The 22,256-nt window shown below is 58.0% G+C and carries 17 protein-coding genes; 11 read left to right on the top strand and 6 right to left on the bottom strand.

The genetic code is table 11. The features are described from left to right. The first annotated feature begins 257 nt into the window (after positions 1 to 257). On the top strand, positions 258 to 842 hold the full coding sequence (locus PL263_RS12670; protein WP_278209725.1) for a Uma2 family endonuclease: 585 nt from the start codon (positions 258 to 260) through the stop codon (positions 840 to 842). Positions 843 to 1,213: 371 nt separating this feature from the next. Next, entirely contained in the window at positions 1,214 to 2,005 is a 792-nt protein-coding gene (locus tag PL263_RS12665) for a hypothetical protein (protein WP_278209724.1), read from the top strand. A gap of 353 nt (positions 2,006 to 2,358) precedes the next feature. Here the strand turns inward: PL263_RS12665 and PL263_RS12660 are convergent, their stop codons facing one another. Further along, a complete protein-coding gene (locus tag PL263_RS12660) occupies positions 2,359 to 3,405 on the bottom strand; it encodes an IS110 family transposase (RefSeq protein WP_278209722.1) in 1,047 nt (348 codons plus the stop codon). A gap of 185 nt (positions 3,406 to 3,590) precedes the next feature. Between PL263_RS12660 and PL263_RS12655 the strand changes: the two genes are divergently transcribed. Further along, the gene (locus tag PL263_RS12655; RefSeq protein WP_278209721.1) at positions 3,591 to 3,872 is read left to right on the top strand and encodes a hypothetical protein; all 282 of its coding nucleotides are present in this window, start codon (positions 3,591 to 3,593) and stop codon (positions 3,870 to 3,872) included. Positions 3,873 to 3,995: 123 nt separating this feature from the next. Next, positions 3,996 to 5,993, top strand: coding sequence for an AIPR family protein (locus PL263_RS12650; protein WP_278209720.1), 1,998 nt, complete (start codon positions 3,996 to 3,998; stop codon positions 5,991 to 5,993). A 450-nt stretch (positions 5,994 to 6,443) separates the two neighbouring features. Here PL263_RS12650 and PL263_RS12645 read toward each other — a convergent pair whose 3' ends face one another. Both PL263_RS12645 and PL263_RS12640 read right to left on the bottom strand, forming a co-directional pair. Continuing rightward, on the bottom strand, positions 6,444 to 6,704 hold the full coding sequence (locus tag PL263_RS12645) for a DUF2024 family protein (RefSeq protein ID WP_278209718.1): 261 nt from the start codon (positions 6,702 to 6,704) through the stop codon (positions 6,444 to 6,446). Positions 6,705 to 6,810: 106 nt separating this feature from the next. After that, positions 6,811 to 7,860: a low specificity L-threonine aldolase gene (locus tag PL263_RS12640; RefSeq protein ID WP_278209716.1), complete on the bottom strand. Its 1,050-nt coding sequence runs from the start codon at positions 7,858 to 7,860 to the stop codon at positions 6,811 to 6,813. 201 nt (positions 7,861 to 8,061) lie between these two features. On the opposite strand from PL263_RS12640, the gene PL263_RS12635 reads away from it, so the two are divergent. From PL263_RS12635 to PL263_RS12605, 7 genes are all read left to right on the top strand, one after another. After that, entirely contained in the window at positions 8,062 to 9,534 is a 1,473-nt protein-coding gene (locus PL263_RS12635; protein ID WP_278209715.1) for an NADH-quinone oxidoreductase subunit M, read from the top strand. A 43-nt stretch (positions 9,535 to 9,577) separates the two neighbouring features. Then, positions 9,578 to 12,730 carry a DUF2309 domain-containing protein gene (locus PL263_RS12630; protein WP_278209714.1) on the top strand — a complete coding sequence of 1,051 codons (3,153 nt, stop codon included), beginning with the start codon at positions 9,578 to 9,580 and terminating at the stop codon, positions 12,728 to 12,730. A 5-nt stretch (positions 12,731 to 12,735) separates the two neighbouring features. Next, positions 12,736 to 14,307, top strand: coding sequence for a proton-conducting transporter membrane subunit (locus PL263_RS12625; protein WP_278209713.1), 1,572 nt, complete (start codon positions 12,736 to 12,738; stop codon positions 14,305 to 14,307). Then, positions 14,304 to 15,839 (top strand): NADH-quinone oxidoreductase subunit M, encoded by a 1,536-nt coding sequence (locus tag PL263_RS12620; RefSeq protein WP_140912091.1) that lies wholly within the window; start codon positions 14,304 to 14,306, stop codon positions 15,837 to 15,839. The genes PL263_RS12625 and PL263_RS12620 overlap by 4 nt, the downstream gene beginning before the upstream one ends. Further along, entirely contained in the window at positions 15,832 to 17,394 is a 1,563-nt protein-coding gene (locus tag PL263_RS12615) for an NADH-quinone oxidoreductase subunit M (RefSeq protein WP_278209712.1), read from the top strand. The genes PL263_RS12620 and PL263_RS12615 overlap by 8 nt, the downstream gene beginning before the upstream one ends. Positions 17,395 to 17,543: 149 nt before the next feature. Then, positions 17,544 to 18,176, top strand: coding sequence for a carbonate dehydratase (gene can / locus PL263_RS12610; RefSeq protein WP_140912093.1), 633 nt, complete (start codon positions 17,544 to 17,546; stop codon positions 18,174 to 18,176). Positions 18,177 to 18,211: 35 nt separating this feature from the next. Next, positions 18,212 to 19,771 (top strand): SulP family inorganic anion transporter, encoded by a 1,560-nt coding sequence (locus tag PL263_RS12605; RefSeq protein ID WP_278209711.1) that lies wholly within the window; start codon positions 18,212 to 18,214, stop codon positions 19,769 to 19,771. Positions 19,772 to 19,804: 33 nt separating this feature from the next. Here the strand turns inward: PL263_RS12605 and PL263_RS12600 are convergent, their stop codons facing one another. The 3 genes from PL263_RS12600 to rph are packed head-to-tail and all read right to left on the bottom strand — an operon-like array spanning position 19,805 to position 22,210. After that, complete coding sequence (locus tag PL263_RS12600) at positions 19,805 to 20,875, bottom strand: aminoglycoside phosphotransferase family protein (protein ID WP_278209710.1); 1,071 nt, start codon at positions 20,873 to 20,875, stop codon at positions 19,805 to 19,807. Beyond that, positions 20,872 to 21,456 carry an RdgB/HAM1 family non-canonical purine NTP pyrophosphatase gene (gene rdgB, locus PL263_RS12595; RefSeq protein ID WP_140912096.1) on the bottom strand — a complete coding sequence of 195 codons (585 nt, stop codon included), beginning with the start codon at positions 21,454 to 21,456 and terminating at the stop codon, positions 20,872 to 20,874. Before rdgB ends, PL263_RS12600 begins: the two co-directional genes overlap by 4 nt. 4 nt (positions 21,457 to 21,460) lie before the next feature. Beyond that, complete coding sequence (rph, locus tag PL263_RS12590; protein WP_140912097.1) at positions 21,461 to 22,210, bottom strand: ribonuclease PH; 750 nt, start codon at positions 22,208 to 22,210, stop codon at positions 21,461 to 21,463. Positions 22,211 to 22,256: the final 46 nt, after the last annotated feature.

Here is a 22,256-nt window from a genome sequence, read left to right as displayed (position 1 = left end):
GGCGAGGGATTTCCTGATAGCGGGAACGTGTGGCGGAAAGGCGATTTGACCGCGATGTGTTTGTCTCGGCTGGCTGCAGTTTTGCGAAACAGCCTTTCATCCAGTGCCGCCATGCACCGGTCTGATGATCGCCGGCTTGCTCATAGCCGCTTTTCGTCGCAAAACCATGCGTCCCAACCCATTTGCCGGGCGCTTGCCGAGCCGCGAGTCGCTGTAATATGCTTGGTTCAAATACATTTGATTTGCCGAGGTGACTCATGTCCGCCGCGCTTCAACGTTATACCGCCGAAGAATACTTGAGTCTGGAACGCAGTGGATCGATTAAAAGCGAATTCCACGACGGGCAAATTTATGCGATGACCGGCGCCAGCCGGGAACATAATTTAATTTCCGGAAATATTTGTGGAGAACTCAGTCAGCAACTGAAAAGCCGTCCCGGCGAAGCCTACATCAACGACATGCGGGTCAAGGCCACCGCAGCCCGCAGCTACCACTACCCCGACATCGCCGTGGTTTGCGGTAAACCCGAGTTCGAAGATGCGCAGGTCGATACCTTGCTTAATCCGACCCTGCTGATCGAAGTGCTGTCGCCGTCCACCGAAGCTTACGACCGCGGCGGCAAGTTTGCCCATTACCGAAAAATCCCCAGCTTGCGCGAATATCTGCTGGTGATCCAAGACCAGCCTGGTATCGAACGTTATCTGCGCCAAGGCGAAGTCTGGATATTGAGCGAGACGCTGGGCCTGGAAGCAAGCGTAGCGCTGGAAAGCATCGATTGCCGGCTCAGCTTGCGCGAGGTTTACGATAAGGTGTTTGACGATAATGCAAGCGGGGAGAGGTAAGTGAGTTGCGTCCTGGCGGTCGACATGCAAATGCTTGATTGCTAGACCTGATCCCGATTCTCCCCTCGCAATAGGTGCGCGCTCGGTATGCAGCGAATAATGCTTGAGCCGCACGATGCGGTGAACGTCATCCTGCAAGGTCGGCGGATTTGATGCTTGACATCGAATGATTAGCGAATATATTCAGGCGCTGATTATTTGAAGAGTCAAATCCGCGCGAATTTATGGCAAATATCAGGTTATCAACCCGGTTGTGCGCGGTTTGGCGGTTATCCGGGCAAAGGTGCCCGAAAAGGCCGGCAATATCAACTTGTCGGGCAGATTTGCCTGATAATCAATAGTTAGGCGCCAACCAAATAAGGGAGAGTGCGATGGCATCGTCACAGTCAGAACTTCAACTTTGGGTCAATCTGGCCACAGGCCTTAGGCCGCTGGAGCAACTCGCTCTAATAGGCCTAAGTCAGCGCGATCCCTATCTGCAACCAAGCACCATTGATCCGTCACGCATAGTGGGAGAAGAGAAGTGCTACCGCGCGAGCCAATGGCTCAGCCAGAACGTCCGAAGTCTTCTCCATTGCTACTGCGACTTTTGCTCCCAGGCCGGATCGAAAGTCGGGGGCAAGGCCTCGGACACCATGTCTCTAGTTGGTGCGCTCGCCTCGCTTCTGATGGCCACTTATGGTTATTCGGCTGCCCCCGCCGTCGCATTCGCATCTTGGGCATTGCAGTCTGGCATGAAGCTCTGGTGTGACCAGTACGGAGTAGTTCGTCTTGATGGTTCAGGTAGCTACCGCCTGAACCTGTACGCAAACTATGAGGGAGACCATCCGGTCACCTTATCATCTGTTGATATTCCTGGGATCTTTTCCATGAGCTACTACCCGGCTATCAAGGAAGTCATACGCGACAAGCAATACAAGAGCCCTGTTCACCAAGTCCTCATTCAGGAGCCGGCGCGTGCGAAGGGACAGTTCATGCCGGCTGACGCGAAGAAAATCTATGACGTCATGGAGTACTGCGAATCCAAGCATCAGCACCAGTTCTCGTTTTCCGACATCCGTAGCAAGCGCACTCTTTCAGGTACGGTCGACGTTTACTGTTTGCAGGCCCTATCGACCGAGCTGGAGTTGGAGGCATCAACGGTAGAGCTAAGAGGTGCCTAAGGCCGTAAGGCGCAATAACCAACGGGCATTGCGCCGAATGACGGAGGTCAACATACGGCGCAATGCGGCTATCGCCTATTGCGTATATGGACTCCTCCCGTTTTGCAAGCAAATCACTTCTGTTGGTAAAAGGTACGACTGCACACGTATATCCGGCCTTACTTGAGCATCATAGGCTCTGGCCATAATGGGCTATTCGCGCGCTGGTTCCTTATCGCCCTAACGTGCTCTTGGGCACAACTCAATAGTCAGGTTTTACCAGCGCCGGTTCGTCCGGTTGCCATCAGGGTGATGCTTCGCAATCGAGTGGATTGCTCTTTTATCTCAATCGGCTTGGGCGTGACAGTTTACTGTCAGGCCCAAGCCGATTCCCCAGCCGGCCGGTCTCGGTCCGGTTGGTAGTCGATGTTCTTGCTCAATAACGCCCAAGCAATTCGAGCGTTTTTATTGGCCAAGGCGACGGCGGCGATGTTTTTGTTACGCCGCTCGCTGAGGGTTTGCAGCCAACGGCTGCGCGGATCGTCTTTTTGCCCGGCGACTTTGAGCACGGCCCGTGCGCCGTGAATCAACAAGGTCCTCAAGTAGGCATCGCCGCGCTTGCTGATGCCCAACAGCCGTTCCTTGCCGCCACTGCTATGTTGACCTGGCGTCAAGCCCAGCCAAGCCGCCATGTCCCGTCCACGCTTGAATTGCTTGCCGTCACCCACGCCGCTGACCAGGGCTGTGGCGGTAATCGGGCCGATGCCCGGAATTTGCTGCAGACGTTTGGCGCCCGGATCGGTATCGGCTTGGCGTTGAATGCGTTTATCCAGATCTTTGACGCGCTCATCCAGGCCGATCAAATCGTCTTTTAAACCGTTGAGCAAACTTCGGAAGTGGCTGGTCAGGTGGTTGTCACCATCTTCCAATAAGCCCGGTAGCGCTTTGCGTAAGGTTTCCAGGCGTTGTCCGACGACGATGCCGTATTCGGCCAGCAAGCCGCGAATTTGATTGGCCTTCTCGGTGCGCTGACTGACCAATTGACTGCGTATGCGATGCGTGGCCTGTAGGTCTTGCTGAGCCACCGTCTTGATGGCTACGAAACGCATCGTTGGTCGCGAGACCGCTTCGCAGATCGCTTCCGCATCATTGGCGTCGTTTTTGTTCGCCTTGACATAGGGTTTGACGAATTGCGGCGCAATCAATTTGACGGTATGACCCAGTTTTTCGAGTTCTCGTCCCCAGTGGTGGGCACTGCTGCAGGCTTCCAGGCCAATCAAACACGCCGGCAAGTCCCGAAAAAACGGCAGCATTTGCTCGCGTTTAAGTTTTTTCTTCAGCACGGTCTGTTCGTGGCTATCGACCCCATGCACTTGAAACACCTGTTTTGCCAAATCAATTCCTATACGTTTAACATTCATCTCGGACTCCTCCTTCCGCTTGTCGGATAGCTTTAGTCTATCCCTCTGGCACCCGATGCCGCTAGGAGGGAGGAGTCCATCCCATTGCCCTACGCGGGCTAGACCTCACCCCTTTCTGTGCGCTCAAGCGGGACGGTCGCTATCACACCCGCCCCTTAGCTTTACGTTATGTTGCAAGGTGAGCAATGGGTTTGCAGGAAAAATGGAAAAGCATTGAGCAAGAATTGATGGCTGCATATCAGTTGCTCCCTGAGAATGTCATCGAATCCGATAATGGATACAGAGAAAATGATTTCTTGTCCTATATTGAAGCCAATGAACTGCTCCTTGCAATGGAGGAACTTGATGGGGTGATTGATTATAATCCGAGCCCCGGCAAGGAGTTTTGGACTCATCTCATAAATGCAGCAAAATTAATGAATCACAATAATGCCATTAGATATGAATCTATCCGTTCGGCAACATAACACGGCGCTCCAGCCGACGTCGGCGCTGTCGCGCCTCCTCGGCTGAGCTGGGCGTTGGGCAGTCGAATTCAACTAACAGTTGGACCGCAAATCCTCCAATTCAACAACCGAAAGGGCTGTAGCGTGGCAAAGAATGACGCAGTGCTCCTCGACTCGCTATTACAACAGCAACTGGCTGCGAAGCCAGATACAGATGTTGGAGAGCTATTCGAGAGATTTGTCCTTGAGCAGATTCTTAAGAACTTTGACTTATCAAACGAAGAATTAGACTTCGGATGGACCGACGGCTCGCTTGATGGAGGCATTGACGGCTTTTACGTTCTAGTCAATGGACGCCTACTAACAGACCCTAAGGATTTTTCTTGGCCTCGCTCCGCAGCGGAGATTCAAGTCTTTCTTGTAACCTGCAAGCATCACGACACCTTCCAACAGGTACCCCTTGACGCCATGCTTGCTTCGGTTCAAGAGCTCTTTGATTTATCTCGAAACACAGCAAATCTGACGGGCAGCTATTCGGCAGAAATTCGAAAATGTCGTGAAGTGTTCATCGCTGCATTCCGACAGCTTTCTCTTTATCGGCCAACGCTCTCATTCAAAGTTATTTACGCTTCACGCGGGGACACAAGACTTCTCGGAGACAGCGTTTCGGCACGCGCAAAGCAGCTAACAACACTACTGAGCTCCTACTTCAGCGCATCTACTGCCACCTTTACAGCTTTGGGTGCATCTGAACTTGTTGAACTACATCGCGAGGTCAAGAGCTTTGCGCTTGACCTTCCTGTTCAAGAGTGTCTTACGGCTGATCAAGAGGGTTACGTTGTACTTGCACGGCTCAAAGACTACGGGGTATTCGTGAGTGATGACAAAGGACAGTTACGACGTTACCTGTTCGATTCAAATGTCCGAGCCTTTTTGGGCGGAAATCTGGTCAATGTCGATATCGCCCAAACCTTAGCGAATCCGCTTGCACCGAACTTTTGGTGGCTCAATAACGGAGTCACGATTCTCGCGACCAGCGCGTCGCTTGTTGGAAAGACACTCAAGCTAAAAGATATTCAAATCGTCAATGGACTTCAAACCACAGAGTCCATTTACAGGCACTACGCGACGAGCCCATCACAGCAAGAGGATCGACGCTCGCTTCTTGTCAAGGTCATTGTGTCTCAAGAGGAGAGCGTGCGTGATCAAGTGATTCGGGCTACAAACAACCAGAGTTTGGTGGAACCTGCTGCGCTTCATGCGACAGATCGAATTCAGCGCAATATTGAAGAAATTCTCATTCGACATGATTGGTACTACGAGCGACGAACCAACTACTTCAAAAACGAGGGGCGGCCAGAAGCTAGAATAATTTCTCCTCTCGTCATGGCGACGGGCTCAGTTGCTCTTTTGCTCAAGAACCCGGTCAAATCATCGAAGCTAAAACAAAAGCACCTCCGCACAACTGAAGCATATCAAGCGGTCTATTCAGAAACCTTCCCAATCGATGCGTGGCCTGTCGTTGCAGCCCTCATTCGGGGTGCGGAGATCGCCATACTTCGCTCTCAACAAGCGAGACATGGCGGCCGCGGCCAATACCTATCTGCTTGGCGAGGACTTCTTGCTTATCTCGCGGCTGTGCGAACACTAGGGACTTTCTCCTATTCTCTCCGACAGTTGGCTTCACTCGACGTTTCTTTATTGACTGAGACGTATATGTCCGAGTGTTGGACCGCCATGGTCGACGCACTAGGTGGACTTGGGTCCAATAAACTCAACGAGGGCCGGCTAACTCGAATTACTGAAGCTGTAACCTCATTGTGGGCACTCAGCGGACAACCGACGGATGGACGGCGAGATATTCCTTCAATCGCTACTTACCAAGTGCAAGCCCCGAAATCTACCGAACCGGAAGAGTTTTTGAAGGCGGTAAACGACGCGCTACCCCCGCAACCCTGGAAGCCCGGCGTCCACATAACTGTTGCACAACAGATTAAAGTCAAACCATTCCGAGTAAGCAAAGCGATTCAGACACTGATCGCCCGAGGTGTTTGGATGCAGCAGCGGGATGGAGTCGTCTTTGATCAGTTGGGAAATGAATTAATGCGTGACGAAACTCGTAGTCCAAAGCTGGAAGGTTAATGGGTTGGACGTTCTAACCACTCTTACACACCGCTGCCCAACCCGTCATTCCACCGGACCAGCGCGAAAAGCCGCGCAGGCCGGTGAATTCAGACGTTATAAGTCTTTGGAATGATCGTGAGCAAAGATCAAAAAGTCATTGAGTTACAAGGCCGTAAGGCGCAATAACCAACGGGCATTGCGCCGAATGACGGAGGTCAACATACGGCGCAATGCGGCTATCGCCTATTGCGCACTACGCGGGCTGGAGCCTCGGGCCGCGAAGCCAAAAGGATGGCTTGAAGCTGCCGTCCATGGCCCTGGATGCCCGCGTCCTGCGGGCATGATGGCCGTTGTGGATAACGATCAGCGCAAAGCGTGGGAACCAGGAAATCATCGGACATCTCCCTGGCAAAACGCTCAAGCCGCGCGGATTCCTCTGCGCTTCAACCCCCCTAAAGTACCTTCCGGCTAAGCCGGGCAGCCTTCCATTTTGTAGATATAAAAGCCGTCGCGTTTTATGCTGTCGATCACGTCGGCCGGAGCTTTCTGGCTGTGGCAGAAACGGCACTCCTTGCTGCTAACCGCCGCGTCCGCTTCGCCGATCGACGCCAGCCATTGTTTGGCATAGGCGATGGCTTGCTGGTCGTCGCGTGCCGCGGTGAATACGTCGAAGTGCATCAAGCGGCCGTCGCCGGCGGTGACGTAAGTGTCGTAAACATGGATCTGCATGGTGGTTCTCCTGCTGCAAAAAGTCGGTAGTTGCCGGCATATCCGGTTGATCTATTTTATATCGAATCAATATCAATTTGCCGATTGCGTTGGAGCACGCGGCGGATCATTGCAACAACTCGACAAACCGGTCGACTTCGTCGGCGGTCGTGGCAAAGCTGGCAACCAGACGCAGCAACACCTCGTTTCTATTTAGCAGGCCGGGATTGGCGTGCGGCGGATTCCAAGGGTAGAACACCGCGCCGGCGGCGTGCAGCCGGTCGGCATCGCTCCGCTCCAGTACCGCAAACACTTCATTAGCCTCCGCCGGCCAGGCCAGCCGGGCGCGGCGGGCGGCGACAATGCCTTGCTGCAGTCGGGCTGCCATCGCGTTGGCGTGGCCGGCCAGTTCCAGCCACAGGCCGTCTTGTAGATACGCTTGGAATTGGGCGGCAATGAAGCGGCTTTTGGAGAACAGTTGCGCGGCGCGTTTGCGGATGAACGGCAAATCTTTGGCCGTGTCCGGGTCCATGAACACCAAAGCCTCGGCACACCAGCAGCCGTTTTTGGTGGCGCCGAACGAGACGATATCCACGCCGAGTTGCCAGGTCATTTGCGCCGGTGTCAATTGCAGCGCGGCCAGCGCGTTGGCGAAGCGGGCGCCGTCCATGTGTAAGGGCAATCGGTGCTTGCGGGCGATCTCCGCGATGGCGGCGATTTCGTCCGGTCGATACAACGTGCCGATTTCGGTGGCCTGGGTGATAGAGACCGCCATCGGCTGACCGGCGTGGATGAAGCCGGGCGGAAAGCGGCCGATTTCGCCGGCCAGCTTGGCCGGGTCTATCTTGCCCAAATCGCCGTCGACCGGCGCCAGCCGGGCGCCGTGGGTGAAAAACTCCGGGGCGCCGCATTCGTCTTCCAGCATGTGCGCTTCACGGTGGCAAAACGAGACGCCGCCGGGACGATTGATTGCGGCCAGGGCCAACGCATTGGCGGCGGTGCCGGTGCCGACGAAAAAGACTGCGACCTCACGTTCGAACAGTTCGCAGAAACGGCGTTCGATGCTGCGGTCCAGCTCGCTGGCGCCGTAAGGTGCGGCGAATCCGGCGCCGGCGGCCAGTAAATGTTGGGCGATGGCAGGGTGAGCGCCGGCCCAGTTGTCGGAAGCGAAGTTCATAGTGTGTCGCCGGGTTTGAATTGCGAGAAAAAGGTTTCCGGTTTAAGTCGATTTAGGCCGCAGTATCGGCAGCACGGAGCAGATGCTACCCGCTGGCTGGTTTTTTCTGGTTCATTTAAACCAATTCGCTTTTAAAAATGGCTTTTTTCAACCAATTGCCGGTAGAATGCCTTGCGTTTTCGACTCTAAATCCCATAAACAATGGTCATACTCAGCACGCTGCTTTGGACCCCCGCTGCCGGGGCGCTATTGCTGGTGCTAATCCCCGCCCATCAAACCCAAGCAGTCCGCCTGACGGCGAATCTGTTTGCCGGCGTGGCTCTAATGCTGGCCTGCATGCTATTGGCGCACTACGACGCCGCCGATCCGGCTTTGCAACTGACCGAATTCTACCCGCTGAATCCCAAACTCGGTAGCGCCTACGCGCTAGGCATCGACGGCCTGTCGCTGCCGATGCTGATCCTGGCGGCCTTGTTGACCTCGATCTCTTTGATCGGGTCGTTCAATCTGGCCGACGGCGTCAAGGGTTACCACATCTGCATCCTGCTGCTGGAGTTCGGTATGCTCGGCGTGTTCATGGCCCAGGACTGGGCCTTGTTCTATATCTTCTGGGAAGTGACCTTAATCCCGCTGTTTTTTCTGATCGACCGCTGGGGCGGCAAACGCCGTCACGCCGCCAGTTTGAACTTCGTGCTGTACACAATGGGCGGCTCGGTGTTCATGCTGCTGAGTCTGTTGGCGATTAGCCAGTACGATTTGCAGAACCAGGGCTCGTTGATGGCATCGATGGGCCAGGCGGCGCAGAACATGCCGGCCGTCGAACAGGTGCTGGTGTTGTTGGGCTTTCTGATCGGCTTCGGCGTGAAAATGCCGATTTTTCCGTTGCACGGCTGGTTGCCGCTGGCGCACGTCGAAGCGCCGAGCGCGGTCAGTATTTTGTTGTCCGGGATTTTATTAAAGATGGGCGCCTACGGTCTGCTGCGCTCGGTGGTGATGTTGCCGGTCGCCGCGCAACTGATTCAACCCTTGCTGATGTTTCTGGCCATGTTCGGTATGGTTTACGGTGGCCTGCTGGCTTGGCGCCAGCCGGACATGAAAGCCATGGTGGCCTATTCCTCGCTGAGCCACATGGGCGTGGTGTTGCTCGGCATCGCCACATTGAACCAGACCGGCTTCATCGGCGCGATTCTGCAAATGACTGCGCACGGCCTGATCGCCGGCGCCCTGTTCTTACTGGTCGGTTTGCTGTACGAACGCACCCACACCCGCAATATCCAGGATTACAGTTCGCTGGTGCAGGTCATGCCGCGCTTTGCCGGGCTGGCAACGCTGGCGCTGCTGGCGGCGATGGGCCTGCCGGGCTCGATCGGCTTTGTCGCCGAATTGCACATGCTGATCGGCGGCTTTCAGCAATGGGGGGGCTGGATGGCGTTTTTCAGTCTGAGCCTATTGATCAGCGCGGCCTATGCCATGCGCACCATCGGCCTGCTGTTCACCGGACCGGTCAAGCCGCAGATGCGCGACATCGCCGATTTGACGCCATCGGAGCTGGCGGCGTCGGCGGTATTGGTCGGCTGCATCGTCGTGTTCGGCTTGTTGCCGGCGCCGTTGATCGAATTGTCGGCGGCGTCGGTCGGGCGGATGCTGGCCGTGATCGGCGAGAGGTTGCTGTGATGCGGCCGCTATGTCTTGGTTTGCCCGGCCGGGGAGCGATCTGATGGCAGCGTCCGTTACCGGCGACATGGACCTACGCGACATTGTCCGCCACGCGATCGCACATTTGGACCACGTGTTGCCGGGCCAGGCGCCGATCCACGATTTCGTCCACCACAACACCTTGCACGGCTTTCAACATTTGCCGTTCGAGCAGGCGTTGGCCGAGTTCACCGCGCTCACCGGAATCGATTGCTATCTGCCGGCCGAGAAGTTCCGCGAGTTTTACCGGCAACAACGCATCACCGACCGCGATCTCGATGCGGCATTGCAGCATCGGTTCGGCAGTGCATTGGCCGAACCGCTGGCCGGTAGCGCCGGTATTTCCCGGCGCGAACTTTACCGGGCCGTGTTACTGCACGATTTACAGGCCATTAGCCCGCAGCAACTGGCCTGGCGGCTCGGCGAATCCGCCGAATTCGATGTCGAGACGGCCGGCGGCCGGCCGCTGCGCGAGCTGTGGCAAGCGGTTTCGGCGAAGTTGGCATTGCCGGCGGCAGAATTGCATCCCGAGGATTTGCTGGATCTACCTGCCGCGCCATTCGACAATGAATTGCCGCAAGCGGACGATGCCGATAACCCGGTGCTCTGGTTCGACCGGGTCGGCGTCACTTTGACTTGGCGCGGTGTATTGCTGGCTTTGGCGGGCAAGGACATTTTGGAACTGGTGCGGCCGCAATTGATTCGCTTGTGCGCATCGTTGCTGGACGAAGGTTTGGCGGCCTGGCGTTTGCCGGGACGCCAGGAATTGGGATTGTATGCGGCCTGGCGGCAGGCGCTGGACTGCGATGCGCTGCCCTTGTTTCACGATCTGGCGGATTGGCGCAGCGTTACGGCACGCTTGCCGGAAGATGCGACGGACGCCATCGTCCAGCAACTGCAGGCCATGGCCTTGCCGGCGGAGCGCTGGGCAGGCTATTTGCAGCGGCTGGCGCTGGAATTGCCGGGCTGGTCCGGGTTGATCAACTGGCGGCAGCAGCACCCGGATTATCGGGAAGGGCGGCCGGTTCCGGTGCGGCTTACCGATTATCTGGCCATCCGGCTGGTATTGGATCGGCTTTACGCTCAGCCGTTGTGCCGTAGCCTGTGGCATGGTCCGGCTCAATTCGACCGGCTGCAGGCCTATTTCGAAAAACATCCAGCCGAATTTGGCGTCCGTCGGGCGCTGTTCGCCGGCGAGTTGCCGGAGTACCTGGCTCAGGCCGCTCAGCAATTGGTATCCGCGGCCGATAGCTCCCGGCAAGCCTGGCAAACGCTGGCGCAACGGATTCGGAGTTGGCGGCAAAGCCCGTTGGCGGCAGCCGACGGCAGGCTCACCGCTCACGACCACGGCTGGCGACTATTTTCGCTTTGTCGGAATTTAGGGTTGGGGCCCGATGCGGTGTCGGCTCTGGAAAAAAGCCAACTGCTGGCCTGGTTGACGCCGGTCGCCGAATTTGACGAGCAACAACGGGCTTCGGTCTGGCTGGACGCTTACGAGCGGCATTATCGTCAGGATTTGTTACAAGCCTTGCACGCCAATCACGGCCGCGGCCGCTGGTGGCGGCGGGAGCGGCGGCCGCAAGCGCAGGTATTTTTCTGCATGGACGAGCGCGAGGAAAGTTTTCGTCGCCATCTGGAAGAGTGGAACCCGGCCATCGAAACCCTGGGCGCTGCCGGATTTTTTGGCGTGGCGATGGACTACCAGGGGTTGGACGACCATCATCCGACGCCGTTGTGTCCGGTGGTGGTGACGCCGGCACATCGGGTAGCGGAAGTTTGCCTACCCAGCCGCGAGGATTTGCTGGCCGACCACCGTGCCGGCTTGAACCGGGCGCAAATCATCAGCGACTGGTTGCATCAAACCTTGCGCCGGCATCTGTTGCGGGCTTATCCATTGTTATACCTGTTTGCGCCGCTGAAGTTGGCCGGGCTGTTGGGCAAGACCTTATGGCCGGACCTGCAATATCGCCTGGAACGGGCCTGGCAGGCGCGGCTGGTGCCGGCGGCACCGACCCGCTTGCAGTTTACCGCCGATGCCGCAGCGCCGGTCGCAGCGAAACCCGGTTTCAGCGACCAGGAACAGGCGCAACGGGTCGGCCAATTCTTGCGCACCACCGGACTCAGCTACGGCTTTGCCCGGATCGTCGCCATTTTGGGCCACGGTTCCACCAGCCAAAACAATCCGCACGAGGCCGCCCACGATTGCGGCGCTTGCGGCGGCCGCCGCGGCGGCCCGAATGCCAGAGTATTCGCGGCGATGGCCAATCGGCCGCAGGTGCGCGCCTTGCTGGCCGGGCAGGGCATTGCGATTCCGGACGATACCTGGTTCGTCGGCGGCCAGCACGATACCTGCAGCGACGCGATTGATTGGTACGACGCGGATCTGGTGCCGGCTGCGCTGGTCGCCGATTTCACCCGCTTGCAAGCCGATCTGGCCGAGGCCGACCGGCGGGCCGCGGCCGAACGCTGCCGGCGCTTCGCCTCGTCGGGTTATCCGGTTTCGCCTGGGGCCGCGTTCCGCCACGTCCAGCGCCGCGCCGCCGACTTGAGCCAGGTGCGGCCGGAATTCGGTCATGCCACCAACGCCGCCGCCTTTATCGGCCGGCGTGCGGCGACGCAGGGCGTGTTTTTCGACCGCCGCCTGTTTTTGATTTCCTACGATCCCACTCAGGACGGCGACGGTACGATTCTGGAAAATATTTTGCTGACCGCCGGGCCGGTCGGCGCCGGCATCAATCTGGAATATTACTTCTCGACCGTCAACAACGACCGCCTCGGTTGCGGCACCAAGATTCCGCATAACGTCACCGGTTTGTTCGGGGTCATGGAGGGCGCGTTCAGCGATTTGCGCACCGGTTTGCCGCTGCAGATGGTGGAGATTCACGAGGCGATGCGCCTGCAAATCGTGGTTGAAGCCAACACCGAGACCTTGGCGCGGATTTATGCCCGGCAACCGGTGTTACAGGAGCTGGTTGGCGGCGGCTGGGTGCATTTGAATGCGCTCGACCCGGACGATGGCCGGATTTTCGTGTTCGATCGCCGCGAAGGTTTTCTGCCCTGGCAGCCGGAGGATCGCGAACTGCCGCTGCGCGATGATTCGGCAGCCTGCTACGTCGGGCAGACCCAGGCCGTGGCGCCGATTCTGGTTCGGCAACCGGACATCGCAGGGGAATAACGACTATGGCCGGATACGCATTTTTGATTCCGTTGTTACCGCTGCTTGCCGCCTTATCGATTGGCGGCCTGCATTTTTTTAATCTGCTGCGCGGCGAAGCCGGCGAAAAGCTCAGCGCCCGGCTGGCGGCCTGGGCGATCGGCTTGGCGGCTGCGCTGGCGCTGGGTTTGCTCGGGCTGGAGCTGGCCGGCAGCCCGAGTGGGTTGCAGGTCTACGGTAGTTGGCTGGCCAGCGGCAAGTTGGCGATAGGCTTTTCGTTGCAGGCGGGCGGCCTGAGTATGGCGTTGGCGGCCTTATTCGGGTCGCTGTTGCTGGCCGTGGCCCGCTTTTCCCGCAATTATCTGCACCGCGAGCCGGGCTTTCATCGCTTCTTCTTTATTCTGAGCCTGTTTGCCGCGGCAATGCTGTTGTTGGTGTTGTCCGGCAACGCGGTGTTCACCTTTGTCGGTTGGGAAATCGCCGGGGTCTGTTCTTATCTGCTGATCGCCTACGCCTACGAGCGGCCGGTGGCGGCGCATAATGCCACCCGCGTGTTTATCACCAACCGGGTCGGCGACGGCGGCTTTTTGCTGGGCATCGGCTTGATGCTGGCCTGGCTGGAATCTGCCGACTGGCAAACCTTGAATACCGGCGCGGCCGACCTGGACCGCGGCGACGCTACCTTGCTGGCCTTGAGCTTTGCCGTCGCCGCCTTCGCCAAATCGGCGCAGATTCCGTTTTCGCCCTGGCTGGCGCGGGCGATGGAAGGTCCGACCCCGTCCAGCGCGATCTTTTACGGCGGCGCAATGGTGCATGCCGGGGTATTCCTGACCCTGCAACTGCGACCCTTATTCGAGCAGGCGCCGGCGGCGATGGCCTTGCTGGCGGCGATCGGGGCGATGACCGCCATTTACGGTTATTGGGTAGGCTTGAGCCAGACCGACATCAAAAGCTCGCAAATCTTCGCCGCATCGGTACAACTGGGCTTGATGTTCCTCGAATGCGGCTTAGGCTGGTGGACCTTGGCCGCCTGGCATTTGGCGGCGCATGCCGTGGTGCGTTGCTATCTGTTTCTGACCACACCGTCGATTTTGCATAACACCCATGGCCGGCCGCTCGAACCGGTGCCGGCGGCGCTCGCCGACTGCCGCTGGGCCTTTCTGGCTTCGTTGCAGCGTGGTTGGCTGGAGCCGGCGGTGGATTGGCTGTTAGTGAAGCCAATCCTGCAACTGGCCAAGGATGCCCGTTACATCGAAGAGCGGATTCTGGACCCGTTGATGGGCTCGCCGGCACCGGCGATCAGGGCAATGTCGTCGTTGGCGCAGCGGGAAGAGCAAAAGATGGGCGCCAATCTGAGCAGTGCCGAAGACAGCTTTGCCCAGGGCAGCGGCCTGGCCGGCAAGTTGGCGCAATGGACTTCGGGCTTGCTGAACTGGTTTGAATACCATTTCATCTTGCGCGGCATCGGCGGCGAGTCGATTCGGGTCGGGCGCCGGCTGGGGCAGGCGGCGAACCGGTTTGAACAGTTGTTGTTGCGTGCCCGTTATCTGGCGCTGTTCGTGTTGATTACGTTGATGGTAGCTTTGGGGTACCGATGACGACCGATATCGTTTACTGGCAGGCGGCTGCGGCGTTTCCGGTGCTGAGCGTATTGACCGCGCTGCCGCTTCTGACCTGCGGCGCGGTGTTGGGTTTGAAAAGCTGGCGGCTGTGGCCGACCGCGTTGACCGGCGCGGTGGCGAACGTGTTGTTGAGCATTTACCTGCTGTGGGTGTTCGATGCCGAAGCGCCCGGCATCCATCTGGCCGAGAAAATCGACGGCCTGGGTTACCGGGTCGGCGTTGACGGCACCAATATCCTGTTTATTCCGTTGACGGCGGTGTTGGGTGCGCTGGCGCTGGTCTACACCCTGATCACCCGCCACCGCAACGACCGTTTATTCGTCGCCTGTCTGCTGGCTTACCAAGGCATCCTGATCGGGGCATTTGCGGCGCTGAACACGCTGCAATTCTGGTGCTGGAGCTTGTTGGAACTGGTGCCGGTGGCCTTGCTGACGATGGTTGCCGGTACCGGCCGCTTGCGCAACCAGGCCGTCAAAACCTTGCTGCAATATTGGTTGTCCGGTCTGGCGATGAGTCTGGCCGGCTTTCTGTTGCTGAGTTTCGGGCTGGCCGGCAACGGTATGGATTTGAGTTTCGATTGGCTGGCGCTGAAACACCATAATCTGGCGATTCCGAACGAAACCTTGATCTTTCTGCTGCTGTTTTTTGGTTTTGCGGTGCGGATGCCGCTGTTTCCGTTCCACGCCTGGTTGCCGGTCTTGGGCGAGCACGGTACCGCAGCCAGCGCGGCGATTTTTCTGCACGGGCTGAAGCTGGGCATCTATGCGCTGATCCGCTTCATCTTGCCGCTGACGCCGGGTGCCGCCGAGCAATGGACCCATTTCGTCGTCACGCTGGGTTTGATCGGGATTTTTTACGGGGCCTTGCTGGCCTTGATGCAAATCAACATGCGGCGTTTGATCGCGTTCGCGGTGATCAGCCATACCGGCATGCTGGCGATCGGCGTGTTTTCGTTCAACGATTTCGCGCTGGAGGGCAGCATTTTGTTGTCGGTGGCTTACGGCTTGGCTACCGCCGGCATGCTGTTCTGCATCGGCCTGATTTACGAACGGACCCGGACTTCGTTCCTGCCGCGCCTGGGCGGGCTGTTCGAGACCAATTCGACCTTGGCTTTGCTGTTTCTGATCTCGGCGCTGAGTACGATGGTGATGCCGGGCACGCCGGGATTCGACGCCGCTCATTTGTTGATCGAGGGTACCATCGAAGAACACGGCTGGTGGATCGCGATCGCAATTCTGTTGGGCAACGTGTTGGGGGCGGCATTCTTGTTGTGGGCGTTTCAACGTCTGTTCATCGCTCACCCGAAACGCTTCGTGCAGCCTTACGGCAGCGTTCACCATCCGGTATTGAAGGAACGCATCATCGCCGTGACGGTGTGCGGCTTGTTGATCGGTACCGGGTTTTATACGACGCCGTGGCTGAAATACATCGACCAGGAGGCGCGGGAAATCGGCGAGCATTATCCGGCCCACCACAGCCACCATATCAACGAGACCCACCATGAATGAGGCTTTGCCGCTGCTGACGCTATGCCTGCTCTGGCCCTTGCTCGGCGCATTGGCGCTAGCCTGCGTCCGCGATGGCGGCCGGGCGAAGCGGCTGGCCTTGGCCGTAGCGGGCGTCGAGCTGCTGTTGACCTTGGGCGTCGTCTTCGGCTTTGATCCGAGCGATGGCGGCTATCAATGGCAGGAACACCATTTGTGGATACCCAGCCTGAACGCCTATTACGCGGTCGGAGTGGACGGTATCTCGCTGTTGTTCCTGCCGATGACGGCCTTGTTGACCTTGATGGCGCTATTGGCCGGCTGGAATGCGGCAGCCCGGCTGCACCGATTTCAGTTGGCGCTGGTGCTGATCTTGGAGAGTGCCACCATCGGCGTGTTCGTCGCACTGGATATGGCGCTGTTTTTCCTGTTTTGGGAGTTGACGCTGCCGCCGATTTTCTTCCTGGCCGGTTTATGGGGGATCGGTGCCGAACGGCGCCAGGCTGCGCTGAAATACACTTTGTACATGCTGTTCGGCGGCGTGCCGCTATTGTTCGCGATCGCGACGCTGGCCTTGAACCACGCCCATTTCACCGGCGGCGACGTGCCGGGCGGTCTGGCCTTCAGTTTGCCGGTGTTACTGAACACGCCGATGGATGCCGCGACGCAGGAACTGGTGTTTTTTTTGCTGATGCTCGGTTTCGCGGTGAAAGCGCCGCTGGTACCGTTTCATACCTGGCTGCAGACCATGGCGATGGAAGGACCGGCGTTTCTCACGGCCTTGCTGGTCGGGTTGAAGCTGGGCTTGTACGGCATTCTCCGCTTTGCCTTGCCGTTGGCGCCGCAAGCGGCGCTGGAGCATCGCTGGCTAGTGGCGATCGTCGGCGCCGTTACCTTGGTATACGCCGCCCTGATCGCGTTGCAGCAAACCAACTTACGCCGGTTGCTGGCCTATTCCAGTATCAGTCACGTCGGCTTGGTGCTGATGGGCTTGGCGGCATTCAATTATCAGGGACAGCAAGGGGCGTTGTTGCAGTTGCTTAATTTCAGCGTGGTCGCCGGCAGCCTGATGCTGATGGCCGGCATGCTGCAACAGCGCTTGGGCAGTTGCGAGCTGGTGCATCTGGGCGGCTTGGCCAAACCGGCGCCGCGTCTGGCTTGTTTGTTCTTCCTGTTTACGCTGGCTAGTCTGGGTGTACCGGGTACCAACGGTTTTCCGGCGGAATTGCTGGTTCTGATCGGCACCTTGCAGGCTTATCCGGCGCTGGCGATGGTGGCTTTGTTCGGCGCCGTGTTGAGTGCCGCCTACATGCTCGGTTTCGTCAGGAAAGCCTTGTTCGGGCCGACTAACGCTACGGCTCGCAACTGCCCGGATTTGACCCGGCGCGAGCTTTTGCTGTTGTTGGTCCCGGCCGTGCTGGTGTTGCTGGTCGGACTCAGTCCAAAAAGCGTATTGGTCTGGCCGGAAAGCAGCTTGTTGATGCGGCAGCAGGCCGTGGCCGAAGCGGAAGCGGTGCGAGCGGTTTCCGGGCTGGCGCCGGCACGAGCCGCCACTGCGGATGCGGCCGACTCGATTTGAAAGCTGGCGGCGAAGGCTTGGACCGGCCCGGAAAATTGATTGGCATATAGTTTCGAATCGATATAATATTGACCCAAGCCCGGCAGTTTCAGGCCGGGAGCTCAAAAATACGTTACGCCACTGGGATTACCCCTAAAAGGACGATAAATATGCACACTCCCGCGAAATTATTATTAGAAAACAAAGCTTGGTCCGAAGAAATCAGTAGCAAAGATCCGGATTTTTTCAGTCAGTTGGCCAAAGAGCAAAAGCCGGATTTTTTGTGGATCGGTTGTTCCGACAGCCGGGTGCCGGCCGAGACCATCGTCAATGCGCAACCCGGCGAAATATTCGTCCATCGCAATATTGCCAACCAAGTCATCGTTACCGACTTCAATTGCCTGAGCGTTTTGCAATATGCGGTCAACGTCTTGAAAGTCAAACACGTGATCGTCTGCGGCCATTACGGTTGCGGCGGCGTCAAGGCGGCATTGCAGCCGCAAAAATCCGAATTGGTGATCACCAACAAATGGCTGATGCACATCAAGGATGTCTACCGTTTGCACGAGGAAGAATTGGAAACGGTGTCGCCCGAAGACAAAGTGAACCGCATGATCGAGCTGAACATCGTCGAACAGGTTTACCGGCTGGCGCATACCTCGATCATCCAATCCGCCTGGCGCCACGGCCACAAGCCCACCTTGCACGGTTGGGTATACGGGCTGAACGACGGTTTGATCCAGGAATTGATCAAGCTCGACCATAACACCCAAATCAATCCGATTTACCGCTATGCGGATTAAGCGGCCTGCCCACTATTAACGACGGATTGAAACCAATGACAACGCATTTGAGTGATTACCTGAAACATTTGCACCAGGATCTGCCGGCCGGCATCGTGGTTTTTTTGGTGGCGTTACCGCTCTGCCTGGGGGTGGCCCTGGCCTCCGGTGCACCGCTGTTTTCCGGGATCATCGCCGGATTGGTCGGCGGCTTGCTGGTGTCCTGGGCTAGCGGCTCGCAACTGAGCGTGTCCGGTCCGGCGGCCGGGCTGACCGTGATCGTCTTCGAAGCCATCGAAACCTTAGGCGGCTTCGGCGGCTTCCTATTGAGCGTGGTACTGGCCGGCGGCCTGCAGATTGTATTGGGCTTCTTGAAAGCCGGTGTCATCGGCGCGTTTTTTCCGGCGGCGGTGATCAAAGGCATGCTGGCGGCAATCGGTCTGATTTTGATCATCAAACAGACACCGCACGCCACTGGTTACGACACCAGTCCCGAAGGCGACGAAAGCTATATGCAAGAGACCGCCGAATCGAGTTTTTTCGAATTGTCGGAGGCGTTGGAGGGCATTACGCCCGGTGTGACTCTGGTTAGCGTGGTCGCGTTGTTGATCCTGATCGTTTGGGACAGCGCGCTTATCAAACGCTTCAAGGGTTTGAAGCTCGTGCCGGGGCCGTTGTTGGCTGTGATTTGGGGGGTCGGTTTCAATGCCGTGGCGCTGCAATACTTTCCGGAATTGGCGATCGGCGATAAGCACTTGGTGTCGTTGCCGGAGTTGGGCACTACCGCCAATTTTGTCAACCAGTTGCGGTTGCCGGACTTCAGCTATTTCGGCAATCCGAAAATTTATTCGATTGCCGTAACCATTGCCATCATCGCCAGCCTGGAAACGCTGTTGAGTATCGAGGCGGTCGATAAGCTGGATCCGCACAAACGGGTGGCGCCGACCAACCGCGAGCTGAAGGCGCAGGGCTTGGGCAATATGGTCAGCGGGATGATCGGCGGTTTGCCGATTACGGCCGTGATCGTGCGCAGTTCGGCCAATATCAACGCCGGCGGTCAGACCCGGCTGTCCTGCTTCTTCCACGGTCTGCTGTTGATGGTCAGCGTGCTGTTTTTCGCCAAGTACCTGAACATGATTCCGCTGGCCTGTCTGGCGGCGATTTTGCTGCAAACCGGTTACAAATTGGCCAAACCGGCCATGTTCGTCGAGTTTTACCGTAAGGGCTGGAACCAATTCCTGCCGTTTGTGATTACCGTCGCCGCGATTTTGTTAACCGATCTGCTGGTGGGCATTGCGATAGGCATGGGCTGCGGATTTTTCTTCGTGCTACGCGCCAATTTTCACGCGGCGATTACCTTGACTCAGCACGGCCAGCATTACCTGCTGCGCTTGCATAAGGATGTATCGTTTTTGAATAAGGCCCTATTGCGCAAATGCCTGCAGGAGGTCCCAAATGATTGCGAACTGCTGATCGACGGTTACAAGGCGCAATTCGTCGATCTGGACATCTTAGAGACGATAGGCGATTTCATGTTAGCGGCGCCGGACCGGGGCATTCAAGTCGAGATTCAAGGCATCCCGCTGGAAGACATTACGCCGTCTGCCGGCCATTGATGCGGCAGCCCGCCCGTGTCGGGGCGGGCGGCGTTAGCTAGCGGTTGTCGGAGTCAATTTTGCTATCAATTCCTGTATCGCGCCGCGTTGGCGTTCGATATCTCGCACCAGCTCGAATTGGGCCAGCGCCCGGCGCAGATTTTGGCCGGCGTCGTCCACTTTGAAGTAGCGGTTACCCTGCAAATAATCGGTGAAGAAGCGCAAACCCAGTTCGAACGGGATCAGGCGGATCGCCGGATACAGGTAACGGTAATCCGCTTCTGTAAAAAAACGGCCGGCCTCGGCCAGATAATGCTCGAGAACCGCACTGCAACGCTGCAGATCGAAGCCGTTGGTGTCCGGAATCTGGCAACAGGAGCGCAGGCAGTCGCCGATGTCGTAATGCACCAGACCGGGTTTCACGGTATCCAGATCGACCAAACCGATAATCCGGTCGCTGTCCGGCTCGAACAGAAAGTTGTTCAATTTCGGATCGCCGTGTATCACTCGATCCACCAATTCGCCGCGTAGTCTGGCCTGTTCCAGCTCATGGATGCCTGCGCCGAAATCGGCGATGAAACGGCGGCAGCTTGCAAAGTCGGGATCGCTCGGCTCTTGCGGTGCTTGAGCCAACGCCGCCTGATACTGGCGAAAATATTCGGGGGTGATGTGGAAGCCGGGCAGGGTGTCGTGCAGGGTTTCGGCGGCCAGGGTGCTGCACAAGCTATGAAAATGGCCGAGTGCGGCGCCGACTTCGCCGGCTTCGGTGAGATTGGCGAGCCGTTCCCGGCTTTCGGATGGCGTGATCCATTCCAGTGCCCGCCAGACCCGGCCGCTGTCGCGGTCGCGAATTTGCGCGTCGTCTGCAGCCGGCAGCAGTCGGGGGATGCGTAAACGAACCTCGACTGCGGTTTGTCGGCCGAGGTGGCGGTTCAATGCGGTTAGATTTTCAGCGATAAGTTCCGGATGCGGAAACACCCGGTCGTTGATGGCTTGCAAGACGAAGTTGTCGCCATCAGCTTCGACCAGGAAGGTATCGTTGATCAGGCCGCTACCGAGCGGCCTGATCGCGTGGATGGTCCGGCCGCCGGCGAAGCGGCGGGCAATCGGTTCCAGCCGGTTCACGGATTTAACTGCCGGGCCAGTGCGCGTAAGGCCTGGCCGCGGTGGCTCACCGCATTTTTGGTTTCCGGCGGCAGTTGCGCCGAGGAGCATTGGAATTGGTCCAGCCAGAAAATCGGATCGTAGCCGAAGCCGTTCTCGCCGACCGCAGCAGGCAGGATCTTGCCTTCCCAGACGCCCTGGGCGATCAGCGGAGTCGGGTCCGCAGCGTGGCGCAGGTAAACCATCACGCAAATAAAGCGGGCGCTGCGCAAGGCGTCCGGCACATCGCGCATTTCCGCCAGCAGTTTCTCCAGATTGGCTCGGTCGTCGGCGCCGATGCCGGCATAGCGGGCGGAAATCACGCCGGGCGCGCCGTTCAGTGCGTCGACAACAATGCCGGAATCGTCGGCAATCGCCGGCAGCCGGCAATGCGCGGCGGCATTGCGGGCCTTGATGATCGCGTTTTCGATGAAGGTGGAGCCGGTTTCCTCGGGTTCGGCGACGTTGAATTGCGATTGCGGCAGAATCTTGTCGCTTTGCAGAATGGCCTGGATTTCCCGAATTTTGCCCGGATTGCCGCTGGCCAGTACGATCGAACTCATCGGCTTAGAATGCGATCGGTTTCGGCGCGGGTTTCTTCGCCTCTTCCAACGCCGCTTGTTGTTTTTCCAGCAATTGTTTGATGCCGTGTTCCGCCAGTTCCAGCATCGCATTCAGTTCGTCCTTTCTGAAGGCATGGCCTTCGGCCGTACCCTGGACTTCGATGAAGTGGCCGGCTTCGTTCATGACCACGTTCATGTCGGTCTCGGCCTGGTGGTCTTCGGCATAGTCCAGGTCCAACACCGGTACCCCGTTGTAAATGCCCACCGATACCGAAGCGACTTGGCCGTGCAGCGGGTTTTTCTTGATTTTGTGGGTTTTCAGCAGGTGGTCGATCGCAATCGACAAGGCAACGAAACCGCCGGTGATTGACGCGGTGCGGGTGCCGCCGTCGGCTTGAATCACGTCGCAATCGATGGTGATGGTATTTTCGCCCAGCGCCTTCAAGTCGATCGCGGCGCGCAGGGAGCGGCCGATCAGGCGCTGGATTTCCAGGGTTCTGCCGCCCTGTTTGCCGCGGCCGGCTTCGCGGTCCATCCGGCTGTGGGTCGAGCGCGGCAGCATACCGTATTCGGCGGTGACCCAACCCTCGCCTTTGCCTTTTAGGAAACGAGGGACGCTATTGTCGACGCTGGCGGTGCATAAGACCCGGGTGTCGCCGAATTCCACCAACACCGAGCCTTCGGCGTGTTTGGTGTAATGGCAGGTAAAACGAATTTCGCGTAATTGGTCCGGATTGCGTCCGCTTGGTCTCATATTGTTCTCGGCTGTATCAAAAGTTGCGGCATTATACTGGCTTTGC

This window comes from Methylomonas sp. EFPC3 (assembly GCF_029643245.1).
GTDB classification, from domain to species: Bacteria; Pseudomonadota; Gammaproteobacteria; order Methylococcales; family Methylomonadaceae; genus Methylomonas; species Methylomonas koyamae_B.
This window is presented reverse-complemented; position numbering and strand designations above follow the sequence as displayed.

Coding starts and splice junctions, on each gene's coding strand:
- rdgB (WP_140912096.1), bottom strand. CDS start 21,456: ATGAGTTCGATCGTACTGGCCAGCGGCAATCCGGGCAAAATTCGGGAA.
- PL263_RS12645 (WP_278209718.1), bottom strand. CDS start 6,704: ATGCAGATCCATGTTTACGACACTTACGTCACCGCCGGCGACGGCCGC.
- PL263_RS12620 (WP_140912091.1), top strand. CDS start 14,304: ATGACGACCGATATCGTTTACTGGCAGGCGGCTGCGGCGTTTCCGGTG.
- rph (WP_140912097.1), bottom strand. CDS start 22,210: ATGAGACCAAGCGGACGCAATCCGGACCAATTACGCGAAATTCGTTTT.
- PL263_RS12660 (WP_278209722.1), bottom strand. CDS start 3,405: ATGAATGTTAAACGTATAGGAATTGATTTGGCAAAACAGGTGTTTCAA.
- PL263_RS12605 (WP_278209711.1), top strand. CDS start 18,212: ATGACAACGCATTTGAGTGATTACCTGAAACATTTGCACCAGGATCTG.
- PL263_RS12665 (WP_278209724.1), top strand. CDS start 1,214: ATGGCATCGTCACAGTCAGAACTTCAACTTTGGGTCAATCTGGCCACA.
- PL263_RS12630 (WP_278209714.1), top strand. CDS start 9,578: ATGGCAGCGTCCGTTACCGGCGACATGGACCTACGCGACATTGTCCGC.
- PL263_RS12655 (WP_278209721.1), top strand. CDS start 3,591: ATGGGTTTGCAGGAAAAATGGAAAAGCATTGAGCAAGAATTGATGGCT.
- PL263_RS12670 (WP_278209725.1), top strand. CDS start 258: ATGTCCGCCGCGCTTCAACGTTATACCGCCGAAGAATACTTGAGTCTG.
- can (WP_140912093.1), top strand. CDS start 17,544: ATGCACACTCCCGCGAAATTATTATTAGAAAACAAAGCTTGGTCCGAA.
- PL263_RS12615 (WP_278209712.1), top strand. CDS start 15,832: ATGAATGAGGCTTTGCCGCTGCTGACGCTATGCCTGCTCTGGCCCTTG.
- PL263_RS12625 (WP_278209713.1), top strand. CDS start 12,736: ATGGCCGGATACGCATTTTTGATTCCGTTGTTACCGCTGCTTGCCGCC.
- PL263_RS12635 (WP_278209715.1), top strand. CDS start 8,062: ATGGTCATACTCAGCACGCTGCTTTGGACCCCCGCTGCCGGGGCGCTA.
- PL263_RS12640 (WP_278209716.1), bottom strand. CDS start 7,860: ATGAACTTCGCTTCCGACAACTGGGCCGGCGCTCACCCTGCCATCGCC.